Below are 19,105 nucleotides of genomic sequence, written 5' to 3' on the forward strand. Positions count from 1 at the left end.
TATAGAGGAAATAAGTATGAAATTATTAAAAAAGATGATTTTATAAAAGTTAAGGTTGAAAAGTTAATTGAGTGGAATGAGCCAAATGGAGAAGGTTGTATATGTGTTCGCAATCAATATAATTTTTAACTATGATAAAGATATTATTCCATACTTACATGCAGATGTTGGAAGTGCATATATAAGAATAGATAGCAATAACTTTGAAATTGATGATGGTTTAAAAGAAATCTTTATCCATGAACAATAATAAAAATTATAGTTTATACAATTTAATATGATGTATGTACAAGCAGTTAGTCTAAATGATTGACTGCTTTTCTTTTATAGATTTTTATATAACAGGCAATTATCAATACATGATAGTTGCCTGTTATGATTGGAGGAATAAATATGAATAATAACTTTATAAAAGAATTAAATGAAAAAATTGAAAAGTATTGTGTTTCACAGACAAGGCTTGCTGTTGCTGTTGGCATAAAAGATATTTTACACATCAATCCTAAATATATGTTGCAATGTGAATATGGAAAATATGGATATGAAAACAAATATATTATTGGTTATATTAAAAGATATTTTATACAAGACGTTTAAAAAACATGATAAATAAAAACTATATTTGGATATATTCATCTGTGGTTTTGTATAATGATGCGGATAAAATTGGAATAATAAATAAATTATGTAAATTATGTTTAAAAATATATTTAAGCAGGTATCTAAGATACCTGCTTATTTGTTTCTCTATGGTTGATTTTTTCATCAAAAGTCAACTTCAAATCGCTTGTTAGGTTTATGGATTTAAGGATATAATTATACAAAGGAGGCGTTGATATGAATGAATTAAACATTGCAAAAACACTGATTTTAAAGCGTAAAGAAAAAGGAATTACACAAGATGAACTTGCAAATTATATAGGTATCTCTAAAGCTTCTGTGTCTAAATGGGAAACTGGGCAAAGCTATCCTGATATCACTTTTTTGCCACAACTCGCGACATATTTCAACATTACAGTTGATGAATTAATTTGCTACGAACCACAAATGATTAAGGAAGATATTAATAAACTATATCAGCGATTGTGTAAAGATTTTACTGTTAAATCATTTGACGAAGTTATGGATGAAATAAGAGAAACCATAAAAAAATATTATTCATGCTTTCCTTTGATTTATCAGATGGGGATTTTGATAATTAATCATTATGACCTTGTAGATGAAGAAAAACGTGAACTATTAATTAGTGAAGCATTAGAAATTTTTATTCGAATACGAGAAACAAGTGATGATATAGAAATTTGTCGTCAGTCAAAAGGTATGGAGGCAACTTGTTATATCTTGTTAAATCAACCTAGAGAAGTTATTGATTTATTTCAAGATAGCAATTTTCCCATGGTAAATGAAAGCATACTTCTTGCACAGGGACAAATGATGAATGGTCAAACTAATGAAGCTAATGAAACGTTACAGATTGGAGCATATCAGAATCTTACGTTATTAGTTCAAGATTTAGTGGGACTTCTGCAAAACTCAGATAAATCACAAATTAAAGAAATAGAAAGACGTATTTTAATAATTTCAGATACTTTTGACCTTAATGCATTATCTCCCGGTGTTATGTTTTCTGTATATTTGACCCAGATACAAATGAATTTAATACATGGAAATACTAAAGGAGCTATTAAGTCGTTACAAAGATATGTAGATTTGGCAATAAGTGATATATATCCAATTATGCTACATAGTGATGACTTTTTTAATCATATCGATGGCTGGATTTCTGAGATTGGAACAGGTATTACACGTGATGATACAATTGTAAAAGCAGGTATTGTTGCGGCTATTAAGAATAATTCTATGTTCTCTGTATTAAATGAGAACAAAGAATACAGATTTCTTATAGAAAAATTATCTTTATTGGAGGAATAAGATTATGGAAAATTTAATGGAATATCTACCACTTTTGCTTCCTGTTATTATTTTAAATTTAATACTTGTAATTACTGCACTTATTCATATAATAAAACATCCAAATTATAAAATTGGTAATAAAACAATATGGATTCTTTTAGTGCTATTTATAAGTATAATAGGTCCAATTTTATATTTTACTATAGGAAGAGGTGATGAATGATGAATATTGTTTCGATAAATGGGTTATCAAAAAGTTTTGGTAATCGAAAGATAATAGATAATCTAAATCTTACTGTACCAGAAGGGTCAGTCTTTGGATTTGTAGGTAAGAATGGTGCAGGCAAGACTACAACAATGAAAATGGTGCTTGGGTTACTTGAAGCAGATAGTGGAACTATAAATGTTTGTGGTGAGAAAGTGACCTATGGAAGAACAAGTTCTAATCGCCATGTAGGTTATCTACCTGATGTTCCAGAGTTTTATAACTATATGAGACCACTTGAATATCTTTCTCTTTGTGGAGAAATCACAGGGCTTTCAAAACAAGAAATAAAGTTAAGAAGTGAAGAGTTGTTGTCACTTGTAGGACTTGGAAATGAAAAGAAACGAATAGGTGGATTTTCTCGTGGAATGAAGCAACGTCTTGGGATAGCTCAAGCATTACTTTCACGCCCTAAATTACTTATTTGTGATGAACCAACAAGCGCACTTGACCCTGTTGGTAGAAAAGAAATATTAGATATTATGCTTAAAATCAAAGACTCAACAACCGTAATATTTTCAACACATATACTGTCTGATGTTGAAAGAATTTGTGACCATGTTGCCATATTAAATAAAGGAAGCATTGCTCTTAGTGGTACACTTTCAGAAATAAAAAGTATGCACGGAAAAGATAGACTTTTATTGGAGTTTTCAAGTAAGGATGAAATCCAAGCATTTAAGTCTAGTAGTAGTATTAAATCCTTACTTAAAGATTCAGAAGAGACTAATATGGAAATTATTTTCCATGGTAAAGATATAAAATCAATACAACAAACAGTCATATCTACACTTGCAGAAATGAATCTTTGTCCAATAAAGATGGAATTAATAGAATTGTCACTTGAAAATTTATTTTTGGAGGTAGTAAAGTGAGAGAATACATAGCATTTACAAAAAAAGAATTTGTAGAGAACATAAGAAATTATAAATTATTTAGTCTGATTACTTTATTTTTAATATTAGGTATAAGTAGCCCTCTTTCTGCAAAATTTATGCCAGACTTGATTGCCCATTTTGCGCCAACTTTAAAAGTTACTGCTGCACCAACTGCTTTAGATTCTTGGACACAATTTTCTAGCAATATCTCTGGTCTTGGCATGAGTTTAACTCTAATTATTTTTTGTAATATTTTATCGAACGAATATTCCAAAGGAACTCTTGTTATTATGCTGACTAAAGGATTGTCACGTTTGTCTGTAGTATTGTCTAAATTTTCTATTGCAGTAATTATTATGACCATTGGTTTCTGGCTGAGCTTTTTATGTACTTATGGTTATACAATGTATTTTTGGCCAACTGCAAATCTTAATCATGTTGTATTTTCAGCATTTAACTTATGGATAATTGGTATTATGTATATTACTATATTAATTCTTGGATGTGTACTATTTAGACCAGCATTTGCAAGTGTATTACTTGTATTAGTAGCAACTATTGTTTTGAGTTTAATTTCTATTCCTAAACAGGTTGCACCTTATACGCCTAATTTTATATTATCAAAAAATATAGATTTGATTTTAGGTAAAGTGACAGCTCCAGAATTTATTATTCCAATCATTGTAACAATCATTATTTCAATAGTGTGTCTGTTATCAGCTGTTATTTTATTTAATAAAAAACCAGTTTAATGATATCTTTATTATAAATATAAATAGCACTGTATTGTGTGAAAATATACTTAGTAATGTATAAGAATATATCTAAGTAAAAAAGATTTGAACTTAAGTTTCAAGTCTTTTTTTGTTTTAGTCGTACTCATTATGTTTTATAATAATTAAATTATTACCTTAAGGAACTGTTTAAAAATAAAAAAGGAGATAGATTATAATCTAGTGATTATCAGTTATTTAAGATATGCTATAAGTATATAGAGCCTAAACTAGTAAAGAGTTAAAACAATGTAGTAAGGAGTTAAAATAATATTGTTTTTATTAAATAAAGATAAGAATCTTTAATTGTGGTAAAATATACTAAAAAATTACTTTAAAAGTGATAAAATTAATTCAAGTAAATATTTTAAAGGGGTGTAGATATGGAAAAGTCAAAAGTATATTTTTGTGATTTATATTCAAATTCGCAAAATAAGAATGTACCAAATAATGTGAGAAGATTGTTTGATAAAGCTGGATTTAAAGATTTAATATCAAAAAATGACCAAGTCGCAATAAAACTTCACTTTGGAGAAAAGGGAAATACTACATATATGAGTCCTGTTGCAGTTAGACAGGTAGTTGATAAGGTTAAGGATTGTGAAGGCAAGCCATTTTTAACAGATACAAATACATTATATACAGGGAGTAGAACAAATTCTGTAGACCATCTTACAACAGCTATAGAAAATGGTTTTGCATATGCAGTGGTAAATGCGCCAGTAATAATTGCAGATGGATTGTACAGTAGAAATTATGAAAATGTACAAATAGATAAAAAACATTTTGAAAGTGTAAAAATAGGTGGGGAAATTTATAATTCTTCTGCCATGATAGTAATGAGTCATTTTAAAGGTCATGAAGCTGCTGGATTTGGAGGAGCATTAAAAAATTTAGCTATGGGATGTGCAAGTGCAGCAGGAAAACAAATGCAACATTCTGATGTTACTCCTGGAGTAAATGAAAAGAAGTGTATAGGATGTGGAAAATGTGTTAATTCTTGCCCAACTAAAGCTATAAGTATAGTAGATAAGAAGGCAGTAATAGACTCTGATGTATGCTATGGTTGTGGGGAATGTCCGACTGTCTGTCCAACTAGGGCAGTAACTATACAATGGGAAAGTGACTCAGATGTATTTGTTGAAAAAATGGCAGAATACGCTTATGGAGCAGTATCAAATAAAAAAGATAAGGTTGGGTATATAACTTTTGTTATGAATGTGACTCCCCTTTGTGATTGTGTACCTTGGTCAGGTAGACCAATTGCACATGATATAGGAATTCTAGCATCAACTGACCCTGTAGCCATTGAGCAAGCATGTTATGATTTGGTTTGTAAGGAAATGGGTCATGATGTGTTCAAACATGAGCATCCTCATGTAAATGGAACTAGAATAATAGACTATGCATGTGAAATGGGAATGGGAAGTAAAGAATATGAATTAATAAAATTATAAGAATAGATAGACTTAAATGCATATAATGATGTAAGAGGAATTTAAAAGTATCAAAGGAGTATGCATTTATGAAAATTTACTATGAAAAAGAAAATAGCAAGAAAGCAAATGTAAACAATATTCCAAGTGTCTTTGCATTTAATTTTCTAAGAAATTTTTTAACAAGTAAAGAATATGAAGAAACTAGAAAAGAATATTTTATAAATAATCTAACAAAGAGTCAAGTTAATCAAGCTATGAAAGATTTAAAGTGGCTTTTTAGAGAGTATGAAGGCTTAGAGATTATTACAATGGAAAGCTTGGATGGAGTAAAAACAAGGATAGTTTTGTAAATTATTAAGAATACTGCTTTAATAATGATATGTATAATATAATTTGTTATACTAATGTCATTTTAAAGCAGTATTTTTTATTTTTAAATAGTAAACCTATATCTAAAATAAAGTTGACCATTAAATAGGAAATATGTAATACTATATATAATAAGTAAACTATGGAAATTAAAAAGGTTAACTAATAGGAGGACATATGAAAGAATACATAATCAAATTAAAAAATAAAGTTTTAAATGGAAAAGAAATAAGTTATAAAGAAGCTTTTAGTTTAATAAATATTGATACAAATAATAAACATGATTTTGATATTTTATTAGAATCAGCAAATGAAATAAGAGAATTTTTTATGGGTAACAAGGCAGATTTATGTACAATAGTAAATGCAAAATCTGGAAAATGCAGTGAAGATTGTAAGTTTTGTGCTCAGTCATCTCATTATAAAACTGGTATTGATGAATATTCATTACTCAATTATGACGTGATTCTAAATAGGGCTAAAGAAATGGAAAGCAAAGGAGTCCATAGATTTTCTTTAGTTACAAGTGGGAAAGGAATGACAGGGGATGAGTTTAATAATATTTTACATATTTATGAAGGTTTAAGAGAGAATACCAGTCTAAAATTGTGTGCATCTTTGGGGATTATAGATTATAATCAAGCTGAAAAATTAAAAGAAGTAGGAGTATCTACATATCATCATAATGTTGAGACATCTAAGGATAATTTTAAAAGCATATGTACAACACATACATATGAAGAAAGAATAAAAACCATCAAAGAAGCTAAAAGAGCAGGTCTAGATGTATGTGTTGGTGGAATAATTGGAATGAATGAGAGCAAAGAACAAAGAATGAAGATGGCATTTGAAATAAAAGAGTTAAATGTGAAGTCATTTCCAATAAATATTTTAAATCCAATTGAGAATACTCCAATGGAAAATTATGATGTATTAGAACCAATGGAAATATTGAAAACAACAGCAGTATTTAGATTTATAATTCCTAATATATATATAAGATATGCTGGTGGAAGATTGTCCTTAAAAGGATATGATAAGGTAGGATTTAATGGGGGCGTAAATTCTGCAATTGTCGGTGATTATTTAACAACTGTAGGAAATGGTATTGAAAATGATAAAAAAATGATTGAAGAACAAGGCTTTAAAATTTAATAGAAATTGCTTAAATTAATTAATATACTTTTTAAGAATTAAAAAAGTATATTAATTTTTTTTTGGAAATCGGCTAATATGCTAAATTTAAATTAATAGTTGAAAATATTTTGAAAAATAAGAAAAATATCAAAATTTGTATAAAGTAGTTGCAAAGCGAAAAAAGATGTGATAGTATCTAGGTAACCGGTTAAGTAAAACGGTTTCCTAAATTGTGGGGGTGAACTTCTTGAGTATAACTATAAAAGAGATTGGCGAATTGGCTGGTGTTTCCAAAACAACTGTGTCAAAAGTCATTAACAATAAAGATGAAAATATAAGTCAAGCAACAAGAGAAAAGATTTTAAAAATAATGAAGGAAAAAAATTATGTTCCAAATAAATTGGCACAAAGTTTAGTGACTAAAAGAACAAATACAATAGGACTTCTTATACCAGATATACGAAATCCATTTTTCACAGACGTATCAAGAGGTGTTGAAGATAAAGCTAATGAGGAAGGCTATAATATAATTTTATGTAATACAGATGAAGATGCCAAAAAGGAATATGAAGGGATAAGAACATTATCAGAAAGAATGATAGATGGAATTATCTTTGCAGCATCGTCAAATACAAACTGGAAAGAGGCAAATTACAAAGATATAAAAATACCAACAGTATTAATTGATAAGAAAATAAGTATGAATAAAGAAACCTTAAAAGGGATAGTCAAAATAAATAACTTTGAGGGTGCATATATAGCTACAAAACATTTATTGGATATTGGACATAAGAAAATAATATATTTAAGTGGTCCACTTCAAAATGAAATAGCAATAGATAGATTAGAAGGATATAAAAAAGCTTTAACTGAGTATAATTTAGATTACAATTCTAATTATGTATTTGAAGGAAAATATAAGATTGAATGGGGGCAAGAATTTATAAAAACTTTAGAAGAGATAGATTTTAATGCGATATTTTGTGCAAATGATTTGATTGCAATAGGTGTTATCAGAGGTCTTCAAGAAAGAGGATTAAATATACCAAACGATGTAAGTGTTGTGGGATTTGATGATATTCAAACTTCTAGTTTAATAAGTCCTCCACTTACAACAGTACGACAACCATCTTATGATATAGGATATAAAGCCAGTGAAATATTAATAAATTGTCTAAGAGGAGATAAGAAAGAATCCTTTGATGAATTAATTTTCAAACCAGAACTAGTGGTAAGAGCTTCAACGAAAGAAAGTAATTAACAGCAAGAAAGGCATAAATAGATATGTAAAGGAGTAATGTAATGGGAAACATAGTTGTCATAGGAAGTGTAAATATGGACATGGTATGTTCTGTAGATAAAAGACCTGAAAAAGGAGAAACAATACTAGGTAATAGTTTTTTTACATCACCTGGGGGAAAAGGTGCTAACCAAGCAGTTTCAGCATCTAAGTTAGGTGCAAATGTAAAAATGATATCTTGTATAGGGGAAGATAGCTTAGGCGAAGAATTGATACGAAATTTTAAAGAGAATAAAATTGATTATAATTTGATAGCTAGAAATAATCAAAAAAGTTCTGGTGTTGCTGTCATAACACTATGTGAAAATGATAATAGTATTGTTGTTGTGCCAGGAACAAATGAGCTAGTAGATATAAATTTAATTAAAAAGAATGAAGAAGAGATAAAGAATGCAGATATAGTATTACTACAGTTAGAGATTCCAATAGAAACAATAAATTATGTAGTAAATTTCTGTTTTGAAAATAAGATAAAGGTTTTATTAAATCCAGCACCAGCAATAAGATTAGATGAAGATATAATAGAAAAAGTAACTTATTTAACACCAAATGAACATGAATATAAGATAGTTTTTGACACAGAGGAAAGTATAGAAGAAGTATTAAAAAAACATCCAAATAAACTTGTAATAACAGAAGGAAAAAATGGAGCTAGATTTTATGATGGCAAAGAAGTAAAACATGTGTCTTGTATAAATGTTGATGTTCAAGATACTACAGGGGCAGGAGATACTTTTAATGGAGCATTGTCAGTAGCTATAACAGAAGGCAAAGACTTATATACAGCGGTAGGGTATGCTGTAGTAGTGTCAGGACTCTCTGTAACAAAATTAGGTGCTCAATCTGGAATGCCTTATAGGGAAGATGTTGAAAAATATTTAGATATTAATAAATAAAAATTAAAATTGTTCAAATCTAAAACTATTAAAAATGGAGGGTAATTATGAGAAAAATTTTATCTTTAGGAATTGTTGCAACACTAGCAGTAGGAATGTTAACAGGATGTTCAATGGATGGACCAAGTAAATCAGAAAAGAAGGATAGTTCAGCTAAGAAAGATTTAACTATAGGAGTATCTACAATAACTCTTCAACATCAATTTTTTATAGACATTGACGAAGGGATAAAAGAAAAAGCTAAAGAACTAGGTGTAAAAGTCATAGTAAATGACCCAGACCAAGATGTAGCTAAGCAAACATCAGCTATAGAAGATTTTATACAACAAGATGTAGATGGAATGATAGTACTTGGAACAGACAACTCAGCTATAGTACCAGCTGTAGAAGGAGCATTTGAAAAAATGCCTGTAGTTACAGTAGATGCTGTATTAAATACTGAAAATATTACAAGTTATGTTGGAACAGTTAGTTATGATGCTGGTAAAAAATTAGGCGAATACACTAAAAAGTACATAGATGAAAACTTAGGTGGGAAATCAGAAATTGCAATAGTAACAGATTTAAAATCTCAAATACAAATGCAAAGAATAGATGGATTTAAAGAAGCATTAAAAGGTTCAGCTAATGTTAAAATATTAAACTCACAACCAGGATATGATAGAGAAGAATCTCTTAATACTGTAGAAAACTTAGTTCAATCTAATCCAAATGTAGACATAATATATGCAACAGCTGAAAATAGTGTATTAGGAGCTAAAGCTGCACTTGAATCTGCAAAAAATAAGGATGTTAAGATTGTAGGATTTGATTTAACTGATGAAGCAGCAACTGGAATAACAGATGGAACTGTTCTTGCTATGATTCAGCAACAACCTAAAGAAATGGGACGTTTGGCAGTAGAAGCAGTAGTAAAGGCTATAAAAGGTGAAAAGGTAGAGAAAAATATACCAGTACCAGCTTTACTTTATGATAAAGAAAATATAAAAGACTTTAAGAATTAATAAAAAATAAGATTATTTAAAAGAAATCCTATCTAAAAAGGAGTGTCATTATGAGTAATATAATTCTAAAGTTAAGTAATATTGCTAAGGAATTTCCTGGAGTTAGGGCGTTAGATAATGTTAATTTTGAGTTATTTCATGGCGAAATTCATGCACTACTGGGTGAAAATGGTGCTGGTAAATCAACAATGATAAAGATTTTAACTGGTGCACATGCAAAGACTTCTGGTAAATTTATTTTTGAGGGAAAAGAAATAGAAAATATATCACCGGATATTTCTAAAAAAATAGGTATAAATGCCATATATCAAGAATTAACAGTATTTGATGAATTGACAGTAGCACAAAATATTTTTATGGGAAAAGAAATAAGTGGCAAGGTCTTAACTAATGATAAAAAAATGAATGAAGAATCTAAAAAGATTTTTGACAATATGGGAATAGATATAAATCCAAGTAGCTTAGTCAAAGAACTTAGTATAGCTCAAAAGCAAATGGTTGAAATCGCAAGAGTTTTATCATCAGAAACTAAGGTCTTAATAATGGATGAGCCGACATCTTCAATAAGTAAAAAAGAAACTGAGATACTTTTTAGACTTATAAATGATTTAAAGAGTAGTGGAGTTAGTATAATATATATTTCTCATAGAATGGAAGAGCTTTTTGAGATTTGTGACAGAATAACTATAATGCGAGATGGGAAAACGATTTCGACTTTGAATACCAAAGAAGTATCATCTGAGGAAGAATTAGTTAATTTAATGATAGATAGAAAATTAGACCAATTTTTCCCTAAAAGAAAAGTAGAAATCAAAGAAGAAATTATGAGGGTAGAAAATCTAACTAAAAACAATGTTTTTAATAATGTCAGTTTTAACATAAGAAAAGGCGAAATTTTAGGAATAGGTGGACTAGTTGGAAGCAAGAGAAGTGAAATCGTAGAAGCTATATTTGGACTTAGAACATATAACTCTGGGAAAATATATTTAAATAATAAAGAAATTAAATTCAAAACACCATCAGATGCAATTGAAAATGGTTTAGGGTTGATAACAGAAGATAGAAAAGGTACTGGATTATTTTTACAGATGAGTGTCAAAGAAAATACAACTATGGCGGGATTAAAGAAAGTATCTAAATTTAAATCAGTTATAGACAGAAAAAAAGAAAAAGAAGTTTTAGAAAAATACATAGAAGCTTTAAAAATAAAGACTCCACATATGAATCAGGTTATACAGAGTTTAAGTGGTGGTAACCAACAAAAAGCTATAATAGCCAGATGGCTTTTATTACAACCAGACATATTAATTATGGATGAACCAACTAGAGGTATAGATGTAAATGCTAAAGCAGAGATATACAATCTAATGGGTGACTTGGTAGAGGATGGTGTAAGTATCATAATGATATCTTCAGAGATACCAGAATTGATATCAATGAGTGACAGAATAATGGTTATGAGAGAGGGTCATATAAGTGGCTTTTTAGAAGGTGAAGAAATGGTTGAAAATAATGTATTAAAATTGGCTTTTGGAGGTAAAATTAATGAGTTCAATAACTAAGCATAAAGAGAATACTTCATCTCCATTATTATCAAAATTAACAAGTGTATTTAAAGACCAGGGGAGTGCAGCTATAGGACTTGTAATAATTTTTATAATAATGAGTGTAGCTTCATCTAATTTTTTAACTTTAGATAATTTAATTAATGTTGGAAGACAAATATCAATAAATGCAATTCTTGCAGTAGGGATGACTTTTGTAATAATTACAGGAGGAATAGACTTAAGTGTAGGAGCAGTAATTGCTTTAGTAGGTACATTCTGGGCTACAACAGTAGTAAATTATAATGCACCCATATGGGTAGGCATGTTACTTGCATTAGCAATTGGAACAATACTAGGTGTCATAAAAGGTGCAATTATTTCAACACAAAAACTACCACCATTTATCGTAACTTTAGCTATGTTGACGATAATAAGTGGAGCAAGTTTTGTGTTTACAGGAGGGAGACCTATATCAGTAAACACAGATGCATTTAAGATGCTGGGTAGAGGATATGTTGGACCAATACCAATACCAGTTATAATTATGATTATAGTTGTAATAGCAGGACATTTTCTCTTAAAAAGAACTGATTTTGGACGCCATGTACATGCTGTAGGTGGGAATGAAGAAGCAGCTAGACTATGTGGAGTAAAGGTAAATAAAGTTATAGTTAAAGTGTATGCATTAGCTGGATTATTAACAGCATTAGCTGGAATAATATTATCTTCACGTTTAGCATCAGGTTCACCAACTGTTGGAGATGGAGCAGAATTGGATGCTATAGCAGCGGTTGTGCTTGGAGGTACTAATATGATGGGTGGTTCTGGTTCTATAGTAGGTACATGTATAGGTGTTGGAATAATAGGAATATTGGGAAATGGATTAAACCTATTGAGTGTATCTTCATATAATCAGATGATTATAAAAGGTTTGGTAATGTTATTTGCTATATGGATAAATAACATAAAATTAAAAAAGTCAGCTAAAGCAAAATAATAAATCTTGGGAGGAAATATGAAAAAAATTCTCTTAGATACATTAAATAGTAACAAACAAGAATATATAGATTATTTAAAAGAGCTTGTAAGTATCAAAACCGAAGATGTAGGTCATGGAATACTAGGTGGATTTGAAAAGGAAGGTCAAGAATATATTGAAAAACTTGCAAATTCCATAGGGTTTAGTGTAAATAGACAAGAAATGAGCGAAGATTTAATTAAAAAGGCAAAAGACATATATAAAGAAGGTAGTCTAGGTCACAATTATGATGATAGATATAATTTAATATGTAAGTACAGTGATAATTTGCCTGGTAAGACAATAGTTTTTAATGGTCATGTAGATACTATGCCACCTGGTGATATAAAAAAGTGGAGATATAATCCATATTGTGCTACAGAAGATAAAGGGAAGCTTTATGGACTTGGAACTGCAGATATGAAATCTGGTCTAATAGCCTCAATATTAGCTGTAAAACTTATAAAAGATAGTGGCTTAAATATACCTGGCAATATAAAGGTAATGTCAGTGGTAGATGAAGAAGGCGGAGGAAATGGAACTATAAATGCAGTTATGAATGGCATTGATGGAGACTATTGTGTAATTTGTGAACCATCAGAAAAGGACATAATAATTGCACATATGGGATTTGTATTCTTTGAGGTTGAAGTTAAAGGTGTATCTCTCCACTGTGGAAGCAAGTGGGAAGGTGTAAACGCTATAGAAAAAGCGATGTTATTACTTCAAGATATAAAAGAGTTAGAACATAATTGGCTTATGAAATATAAGCATGCTTTATTACCTCCACCTACAATAAATTTAGGTGTAATAAATGGTGGAACAGCAGGCTCTACTGTACCAGATAAGTGTGTATTTAATTTATGTGTACATTTCTTGCCAAATACAATGAGTTATGAGCAAGTTGTAGACGATATAACTAAGGTTATAATGACAAGAGCTGATGGAGATTTATGGCTTAAAGATAATAAACCAGAGATAAACATATATCAATCAGGATTAGGTTTTGAGATGGACAAGCAATCTGAATTTATAGTTAATACTCAAAAGATATTAGAAGAAACCTTAGAAAGAAAGTTAAATATAAAAGGGTCAACGGCTGGAAATGATGCGAGACTGATGAAAAACTTAGCTAAAATTCCAACATTAATATTAGGTCCAGGTTCAATAGAACAATGTCATGCGATAGATGAGTATGTTGAAATTCAAGAGTATTTAGACAGTATACTTATGTATGCCAGTCTAATATTAAACTTATAAAAGTAGGAGGAATATATAGATGAAAAAAGTATTAATAGTAGGGGAATCATGGGTAAAAAATATAACTCATATAAAGGGATTTGACACATTTGTTACAACACATTATGAAGAAGCAGTAAAATGGTTAAAAGAAGCAGTGGAGTCTGGAGGATATGAAGTAGTTCATATGCCTGCACATGTAGCAGCAGACAGCTTCCCACACAAATTGGAAGAGTTAAATGAGTATGATTGTATAATATTATCTGATATAGGTTCTAATACATTCTTATTATCTAATAGTACATTTATAGATTGTAATAGTAATCCGGATAGACTTGAATTAATCAAAGAGTATGTAAATAGTGGTGGAGCATTAATCATGGTAGGTGGATATATGTCATTTACAGGTATAGATGCAAAAGCTAGATTTGGAGAAACTGCTATCAAAGATGTATTGCCAATAACAATGATAGATAAAGATGATAGAGTTGAAAAACCAGCAGGAATAACTCCAGTTGTTGTTGATTCTGAACATCCAGTTTTAAAAGATATACCAAAGGAATGGCCACAGTTCTTAGGATATAATAAGACAATAGCTAAAGATAATTGTCCTGTACTAGCGACTATTGGAGGAGACCCATTTGTAGCTATTGGTGAATTTGGAAAAGGAAAATCTGCTATCTTTAGTTCTGATTGTGCACCTCATTGGGGTCCAAGAGAATTTACTGATTGGAAATATTATAATAAATTATGGGTTAATATGCTTGATTGGTTAACATGCTAAAAATTTTATAAATTTAAAAGACCTCTTACTTGATAAAATGAAACTTACAAGTCAAGAGGTTTTATTGTATAAAGTAGCTGTACAATAGAAAATATTTTTAAATCAGTTATTTTGGTTAGTAATTGATAAGTTATTAGAAATAAGGAGGTTTATACGATTAATATGAGTGATTTAAATAAAAAGTTTTTAGTTGAATATATAGATGAGATACAGGAAGAGTTAAGAGATATATCAGATAAAATATGGAAAAATCCAGAACTTCAATATAAAGAATATTATGCTTCAAACTTACAAAAAGAATATTTAAAAAAACATGATTTTAGTGTAGATGAATTAGAGGATATGGATACAGCATTTGTAGCTAGCTATGGAGAAGGTAAACCAGTTATAGCAGTTTTGGGAGAATATGATGCCTTAGGTGGTTTGTCTCAAAGAGTATCCATTACAAAAGAACCTATTTCAGATGGTGGTGCAGGTCATGGTTGTGGACATAATTTACTTGGTACAGGTTCAATAGGAGCTGCAATTGCAATAAAGGAATTAATCAAACTAAAAAAATTGAAAGGAACTATAAAATACTATGGATGTCCAGCAGAAGAAGATTTGTCAGGAAAAGTATTAATGATAAAAAAAGGCTTCTTTAATGGAATCGATTGTGCATTTAGTTGGCATCCATTTGATATAAACACTCCAATAAGAATTCCAACACTTGCTAATTATTCTGTAAAATTTAGATATAATGGGATTAGCGCTCATGCAGCACAAGCTCCTTATAACGGAAGAAGTGCACTTGATGCAGTGGAACTTATGAACATAGGTTGTAACTATTTAAGAGAGCATATATTTGATAGCTGTAGAGTTCATTATGTAACTACTAATGGTGGAAAAATGCCAAACATAGTTCCAGACTATGCAGAAGTATGGTATTACATAAGAGGAGTTAAAATGGAGCATGTAAGAGATGTATTTGACAGAATTGTTGATATAGCAAAAGGAGCAGCATTGATGACTGGTACTAGTATGGAATATAATATTATAAGTGGAGTATATGACTATATTCCAAATACAATATTAACAGATGTTTTATCACAAAACATGAAATTGATAGGAGTGCAAAAGTATGATGAAGATGACTACTATTTTGCAAAAAAATTAGCTGAAACAGTGTCTATAGACAAAAGAATTAGTGTTTCTAGTGTATTGAGTGGAAACAAGGAGATTACTAAGATGAATCTACATGATGAAGTTACAGATGATACCTTTACTCATAATAACTGTATATCACTGTCATTAGATATTGGAGATGTTAGTTACATAACTCCCACAGCACAATGTTCTTGTTCAGTTTGGCCTATTGGTATTTCTGCTCATACATGGCAATCTTGTGCTAGTGCAGGTTCTGACATGGGATTTAAAGCGATGTTGTTAGCATCTAAATCTATAGCATGTTCAATAAATGATGTAATGCTTGATGAATCTATTGTAAATAAAGCAAAAAAGGAATTAAAAGATACTTTAGGCAGTTTTGAATATACTCCAATCATTTAAAAACTAATTTAATGTAAGTAAGATTGAATTGTATGAAATAGTATAAATATATATTGCGAGCCACAGGAATAATTAAATTCTAAGACACAAACAGAAGTAAAAATAATTGATTATGATGGATATACATATACTTTAAAAGAAATACAGGAAAATTATTTATCGGAGTTGAAGGAAAAGAATTTAATTTCATGCTCAATAAAAGGACTTATAATTTATAAGTCCTTTTATTATATTTATTCTTTGTTTGTAATTAATCTGATTATCTTAGGTTCAGTTAAATTATAGATTCCTCTGAGAAACAACATGTCACCTATTATTAAAAATATGTAAGAATAGTTTATAAATATTTGATTTTCAATATTATTTATTATATCCATTTTATGGATGGATGAGGAACGGCTCTGCCTTCCTTAGTTACAGATGCTGTAGAGAAACCAATTGTACAGGCATCAAATCCATATTCACCTGTTGGTATTCCTAAAATATCGCAAAAATCTTTATTATTACTTAATCTTCCTATTATACTAACAAGTTCAAAACCTAATCCTAAAGCAGTTGCTTTAAGCCACATATTCTGCATAACATGAGATAATGACTTTTGTTCTATGGCTGGTATTCCACGACGTTCTGCCACAATAATAAGATAAGGTGCTGTCCCTACACCAAGAACCCCTTTTTTAACTTGCATCTTTAAGGAAGTAATGAAGGATTGTAGAGTGATGTCGTTCTCCGCCTCCTTCTCATGGGTTGATATTTGAGTTTTAATAACATCAACAAGAATAGTTTTTATTTTATCCATTTGTAAACTGTTATTTGAGATAACAAAAAAATGTCTAAAATCTGTTTGTTTTGCTACTGCAAGTATTGCATAAGGTGCAAGTCTTCCAGTTTCAATTATTTTTTCAACTAGTTCTTTTGAAGGTATTTCTTTTGTAAAACTTCTTATGGATCTTCGAGTTCTTAACAGCATATCCAAAACTTCATTAACATTGTTTTTATCTAAATTGTTCATTTTTATCCTCCATTAATACTATTCTTAAGATATCCTATAATGCATCCATATAAAGGCGAAATTTTCGGTCATATTAAACATTTACTTCAAATTAATTCGCTATTTTTTATGAACACGTTGTTGATTAATAACCTATATGTATATTATAATATTTATATTGATTTATGCAATGAACAATAATATTTAAATTGTTAAGTAATAAACTATAAAATTGTTAATTAAAATTAAAAAAATTTATATAGAATGAGGGAATAATTCATGAAAAAAGTATCTATTGATAGAAGAACAATACGTACTAAAAAAATGATTAGGTCTGCATTAGCAGAGTTAATAGACGAGAAAGGATTTAACAATATATCAGTTACTGACTTAACTCAAAGGGCGGATATAAATAGAGGAACCTTCTATCTGCATTATGTTGATAAGTATGACTTGTTAGAGAAGATTGAAAATGAAATAATACAAGAAATTGAAGAAGAGACTAAGCACCTTGATTCAGTCAACATGATGAATATAGATGCCTCAAATGAACCCCTTCCATTTATGGTAAAGCTTTTTGAATATTTTAGAAAAAATTCGGTAATTATTAAATCTATTTTAGGTCCCAAAGGTGACCCTACTTTTGAAAGAAAAATAAAAAGATTTATTGAAATCAATTTGTTTGAGAAACAAAAGTTAAAAAATTTTAACATAGATGAGGCAGTAATTTCAGAAGAATATTTTATACAATATATACTTTCAGCGGACTTAGGTGTAATTCAGTATTGGCTTGAAAAAAACATGAAAGAATCTCCTGATGAAATGGCACTGATACTTGCTAGAATGTCGTTACTCGGTCCATTAAGGGCAGTAGGTATTCGTAAAGATTCATAAAAACAATTTTAATAGATATTATTTTGAAAAGGTTCACACAAGACACTGTTTCAGAAATGATAAAAATTACGCCTCAACACATGTCGAATTTTGAGACTGGCAATTCTAGTGTTAGCCTACCGACTTTGGTTGCGATTGATAATATTTTAGGCGTATCAATCTATGATAGTTAGATATATAGAGTTATCTTATGTAAGAAGAGCAAATGGTAAAAGTGGAACTTTTAAAAACAGAATTAAAAGTAATAAATGAGAGCTTATCGAAAAATAAAGATTCAGATATAACAATAGATGAGGTTGTAACTAAATCACTACCTAACATAACATTCTTAGTAATATCTTTTATCTGCTCCATGATAGGTAAATTATCAAATGTATATCTATCCATATGTAAACCTCTAAAATAACTACTAAAGTAGCCTTCTGATAGTTATAAATAAACCCTTTAGAATTAATATTTTTATTTATCTTGCTTCCAACCTAATAACTCATTAGGAGAACACTTGAGAGTCATGCAAATTTTTTCTAATGAATCAAATTTAATAGATATCACAAGATATGTATTGTACACAATTTAATTATTGACAACCATTGTTGCATATAATTAATATAGTAAGTGTAAGTGTAAGTGTAAAATATTGGTAGCAATTAAAAATAGAAAACATATTAAAAATATTTCATACAAATAAAAAAATAACTCAAAATCAACTTAGTAAAATAACTAATATAAGTCAAAGTTATATATCAAAATTAGAGAGAGAATGATTTTATCATAGTCCAACAGCAACACTGATACTTAAATTGACAAAAGCACTCGAAGTTGATGCCTTAGAGTTAACAAGATATTTTAGTGAAAAAGATATATTAAAACCATCAGAAAAATAGTTCTAAACAATGAATTATAATTTTATTAATGATATAATAATAATTAACAAAAAATAGAAAAAGAATGAGTTCATGTTTGATGGCATACACTCATTTTTTCACTAATAAAACAATAGAGTCAATTAAGTATACATTTATGTAAGTCACAATACTTTTTATAAACCACAAAGAAGTATTGAGAATATAAAAGAGTTAAATGTGATATTTATAGATATAGATTGTTAC

General features: G+C 29.3%; 23 protein-coding genes. 21 read left to right on the forward strand and 2 right to left on the reverse strand.

All coding sequences use genetic code 11. The features are described from left to right. The first annotated feature begins 85 nt into the window (after positions 1-85). From KGF52_RS09840 to KGF52_RS09920, 17 genes are all read left to right on the forward strand, one after another. Complete coding sequence (locus tag KGF52_RS09840; protein ID WP_227840047.1) at positions 86-250, forward strand: DUF2185 domain-containing protein; 165 nt, start codon at positions 86-88, stop codon at positions 248-250. Between the two features lie 143 nt (positions 251-393). After that, entirely contained in the window at positions 394-597 is a 204-nt protein-coding gene (locus KGF52_RS09845; protein ID WP_227827722.1) for a hypothetical protein, read from the forward strand. A 240-nt stretch (positions 598-837) separates the two neighbouring features. Continuing rightward, positions 838-1,932, forward strand: a complete 1,095-nt coding sequence (locus KGF52_RS09850) for a helix-turn-helix domain-containing protein (RefSeq protein WP_227840048.1) — start codon at positions 838-840, stop codon at positions 1,930-1,932. Between the two features lie 4 nt (positions 1,933-1,936). Next, positions 1,937-2,137, forward strand: coding sequence for a PLD nuclease N-terminal domain-containing protein (locus KGF52_RS09855; protein ID WP_227840049.1), 201 nt, complete (start codon positions 1,937-1,939; stop codon positions 2,135-2,137). Then, positions 2,134-3,054 carry an ABC transporter ATP-binding protein gene (locus tag KGF52_RS09860; RefSeq protein ID WP_413927391.1) on the forward strand — a complete coding sequence of 307 codons (921 nt, stop codon included), beginning with the start codon at positions 2,134-2,136 and terminating at the stop codon, positions 3,052-3,054. The genes KGF52_RS09855 and KGF52_RS09860 overlap by 4 nt, the downstream gene beginning before the upstream one ends. Then, the gene (locus KGF52_RS09865; RefSeq protein ID WP_227840051.1) at positions 3,051-3,809 is read left to right on the forward strand and encodes an ABC transporter permease; all 759 of its coding nucleotides are present in this window, start codon (positions 3,051-3,053) and stop codon (positions 3,807-3,809) included. Before KGF52_RS09860 ends, KGF52_RS09865 begins: the two co-directional genes overlap by 4 nt. A gap of 404 nt (positions 3,810-4,213) precedes the next feature. Then, positions 4,214-5,287, forward strand: a complete 1,074-nt coding sequence (locus KGF52_RS09870) for a DUF362 domain-containing protein (protein WP_227840052.1) — start codon at positions 4,214-4,216, stop codon at positions 5,285-5,287. Positions 5,288-5,355: 68 nt separating this feature from the next. Further along, positions 5,356-5,619 (forward strand): hypothetical protein, encoded by a 264-nt coding sequence (locus KGF52_RS09875; protein WP_227827716.1) that lies wholly within the window; start codon positions 5,356-5,358, stop codon positions 5,617-5,619. A 196-nt stretch (positions 5,620-5,815) separates the two neighbouring features. Then, positions 5,816-6,793 carry a biotin synthase BioB gene (gene bioB, locus KGF52_RS09880; protein WP_227840053.1) on the forward strand — a complete coding sequence of 326 codons (978 nt, stop codon included), beginning with the start codon at positions 5,816-5,818 and terminating at the stop codon, positions 6,791-6,793. A 220-nt stretch (positions 6,794-7,013) separates the two neighbouring features. Next, positions 7,014-8,036, forward strand: coding sequence for a LacI family DNA-binding transcriptional regulator (locus KGF52_RS09885; RefSeq protein ID WP_227840054.1), 1,023 nt, complete (start codon positions 7,014-7,016; stop codon positions 8,034-8,036). 41 nt (positions 8,037-8,077) lie between these two features. Continuing rightward, positions 8,078-8,971 carry a ribokinase gene (gene rbsK, locus KGF52_RS09890; RefSeq protein WP_227840055.1) on the forward strand — a complete coding sequence of 298 codons (894 nt, stop codon included), beginning with the start codon at positions 8,078-8,080 and terminating at the stop codon, positions 8,969-8,971. A 47-nt stretch (positions 8,972-9,018) separates the two neighbouring features. Further along, complete coding sequence (locus tag KGF52_RS09895) at positions 9,019-9,975, forward strand: substrate-binding domain-containing protein (RefSeq protein ID WP_227827712.1); 957 nt, start codon at positions 9,019-9,021, stop codon at positions 9,973-9,975. A 50-nt stretch (positions 9,976-10,025) separates the two neighbouring features. Beyond that, positions 10,026-11,537: a sugar ABC transporter ATP-binding protein gene (locus KGF52_RS09900; protein WP_227840056.1), complete on the forward strand. Its 1,512-nt coding sequence runs from the start codon at positions 10,026-10,028 to the stop codon at positions 11,535-11,537. Then, positions 11,521-12,519: an ABC transporter permease gene (locus tag KGF52_RS09905; protein WP_227827710.1), complete on the forward strand. Its 999-nt coding sequence runs from the start codon at positions 11,521-11,523 to the stop codon at positions 12,517-12,519. Before KGF52_RS09900 ends, KGF52_RS09905 begins: the two co-directional genes overlap by 17 nt. An 18-nt stretch (positions 12,520-12,537) precedes the next feature. Next, entirely contained in the window at positions 12,538-13,800 is a 1,263-nt protein-coding gene (locus KGF52_RS09910; protein ID WP_227840057.1) for a M20 family metallopeptidase, read from the forward strand. Positions 13,801-13,819: 19 nt separating this feature from the next. Then, positions 13,820-14,563, forward strand: a complete 744-nt coding sequence (locus tag KGF52_RS09915) for a glutamine amidotransferase (protein WP_227840058.1) — start codon at positions 13,820-13,822, stop codon at positions 14,561-14,563. A 162-nt stretch (positions 14,564-14,725) separates the two neighbouring features. Continuing rightward, entirely contained in the window at positions 14,726-16,111 is a 1,386-nt protein-coding gene (locus tag KGF52_RS09920) for a M20 family metallopeptidase (protein WP_227840059.1), read from the forward strand. A 367-nt stretch (positions 16,112-16,478) separates the two neighbouring features. On the opposite strand, the gene KGF52_RS09925 is transcribed toward KGF52_RS09920, so the two are convergent. Continuing rightward, positions 16,479-17,123, reverse strand: a complete 645-nt coding sequence (locus KGF52_RS09925) for a nitroreductase family protein (protein ID WP_227840060.1) — start codon at positions 17,121-17,123, stop codon at positions 16,479-16,481. A gap of 258 nt (positions 17,124-17,381) precedes the next feature. On the opposite strand from KGF52_RS09925, the gene KGF52_RS09930 reads away from it, so the two are divergent. The 3 genes from KGF52_RS09930 to KGF52_RS09940 are packed head-to-tail and all read left to right on the forward strand — an operon-like array spanning position 17,382 to position 18,402. Next, positions 17,382-17,996 (forward strand): TetR/AcrR family transcriptional regulator, encoded by a 615-nt coding sequence (locus KGF52_RS09930; RefSeq protein WP_227827705.1) that lies wholly within the window; start codon positions 17,382-17,384, stop codon positions 17,994-17,996. Between the two features lie 23 nt (positions 17,997-18,019). Then, positions 18,020-18,169, forward strand: a complete 150-nt coding sequence (locus KGF52_RS09935) for a helix-turn-helix domain-containing protein (protein ID WP_227827704.1) — start codon at positions 18,020-18,022, stop codon at positions 18,167-18,169. Between the two features lie 32 nt (positions 18,170-18,201). Beyond that, positions 18,202-18,402, forward strand: a complete 201-nt coding sequence (locus KGF52_RS09940) for a hypothetical protein (protein ID WP_227840061.1) — start codon at positions 18,202-18,204, stop codon at positions 18,400-18,402. A 53-nt stretch (positions 18,403-18,455) separates the two neighbouring features. Here the strand turns inward: KGF52_RS09940 and KGF52_RS09945 are convergent, their stop codons facing one another. Beyond that, positions 18,456-18,566 carry a helix-turn-helix domain-containing protein gene (locus KGF52_RS09945; protein ID WP_413894803.1) on the reverse strand — a complete coding sequence of 37 codons (111 nt, stop codon included), beginning with the start codon at positions 18,564-18,566 and terminating at the stop codon, positions 18,456-18,458. 101 nt (positions 18,567-18,667) lie between these two features. Here KGF52_RS09945 and KGF52_RS21620 point away from each other — a divergent pair, with 101 nt between their 5' ends. Beyond that, positions 18,668-18,760 (forward strand): helix-turn-helix domain-containing protein, encoded by a 93-nt coding sequence (locus KGF52_RS21620; protein WP_227840063.1) that lies wholly within the window; start codon positions 18,668-18,670, stop codon positions 18,758-18,760. Positions 18,761-19,105 lie beyond the last annotated feature (345 nt).

The organism is Clostridioides sp. ZZV15-6597 (assembly GCF_020657815.1).
In the GTDB taxonomy this organism is placed as follows: Bacteria; Bacillota; Clostridia; order Peptostreptococcales; family Peptostreptococcaceae; genus Clostridioides.

Excerpts from the sequence above, each read along its gene's own strand:
- KGF52_RS09840 (WP_227840047.1), top strand. The coding sequence starts at position 86 with ATGGAGAAGGTTGTATATGTGTTCGCAATCAATATAATTTTTAACTAT.
- KGF52_RS09845 (WP_227827722.1), top strand. The coding sequence starts at position 394 with ATGAATAATAACTTTATAAAAGAATTAAATGAAAAAATTGAAAAGTAT.
- KGF52_RS09850 (WP_227840048.1), top strand. The coding sequence starts at position 838 with ATGAATGAATTAAACATTGCAAAAACACTGATTTTAAAGCGTAAAGAA.
- KGF52_RS09855 (WP_227840049.1), top strand. The coding sequence starts at position 1,937 with ATGGAAAATTTAATGGAATATCTACCACTTTTGCTTCCTGTTATTATT.
- KGF52_RS09860 (WP_413927391.1), top strand. The coding sequence starts at position 2,134 with ATGATGAATATTGTTTCGATAAATGGGTTATCAAAAAGTTTTGGTAAT.
- KGF52_RS09870 (WP_227840052.1), top strand. The coding sequence starts at position 4,214 with ATGGAAAAGTCAAAAGTATATTTTTGTGATTTATATTCAAATTCGCAA.
- KGF52_RS09875 (WP_227827716.1), top strand. The coding sequence starts at position 5,356 with ATGAAAATTTACTATGAAAAAGAAAATAGCAAGAAAGCAAATGTAAAC.
- bioB (WP_227840053.1), top strand. The coding sequence starts at position 5,816 with ATGAAAGAATACATAATCAAATTAAAAAATAAAGTTTTAAATGGAAAA.
- rbsK (WP_227840055.1), top strand. The coding sequence starts at position 8,078 with ATGGGAAACATAGTTGTCATAGGAAGTGTAAATATGGACATGGTATGT.
- KGF52_RS09895 (WP_227827712.1), top strand. The coding sequence starts at position 9,019 with ATGAGAAAAATTTTATCTTTAGGAATTGTTGCAACACTAGCAGTAGGA.
- KGF52_RS09900 (WP_227840056.1), top strand. The coding sequence starts at position 10,026 with ATGAGTAATATAATTCTAAAGTTAAGTAATATTGCTAAGGAATTTCCT.
- KGF52_RS09905 (WP_227827710.1), top strand. The coding sequence starts at position 11,521 with ATGAGTTCAATAACTAAGCATAAAGAGAATACTTCATCTCCATTATTA.
- KGF52_RS09910 (WP_227840057.1), top strand. The coding sequence starts at position 12,538 with ATGAAAAAAATTCTCTTAGATACATTAAATAGTAACAAACAAGAATAT.
- KGF52_RS09915 (WP_227840058.1), top strand. The coding sequence starts at position 13,820 with ATGAAAAAAGTATTAATAGTAGGGGAATCATGGGTAAAAAATATAACT.
- KGF52_RS09920 (WP_227840059.1), top strand. The coding sequence starts at position 14,726 with ATGAGTGATTTAAATAAAAAGTTTTTAGTTGAATATATAGATGAGATA.
- KGF52_RS09925 (WP_227840060.1), bottom strand. The coding sequence starts at position 17,123 with ATGAACAATTTAGATAAAAACAATGTTAATGAAGTTTTGGATATGCTG.
- KGF52_RS09930 (WP_227827705.1), top strand. The coding sequence starts at position 17,382 with ATGAAAAAAGTATCTATTGATAGAAGAACAATACGTACTAAAAAAATG.
- KGF52_RS09940 (WP_227840061.1), top strand. The coding sequence starts at position 18,202 with ATGGTAAAAGTGGAACTTTTAAAAACAGAATTAAAAGTAATAAATGAG.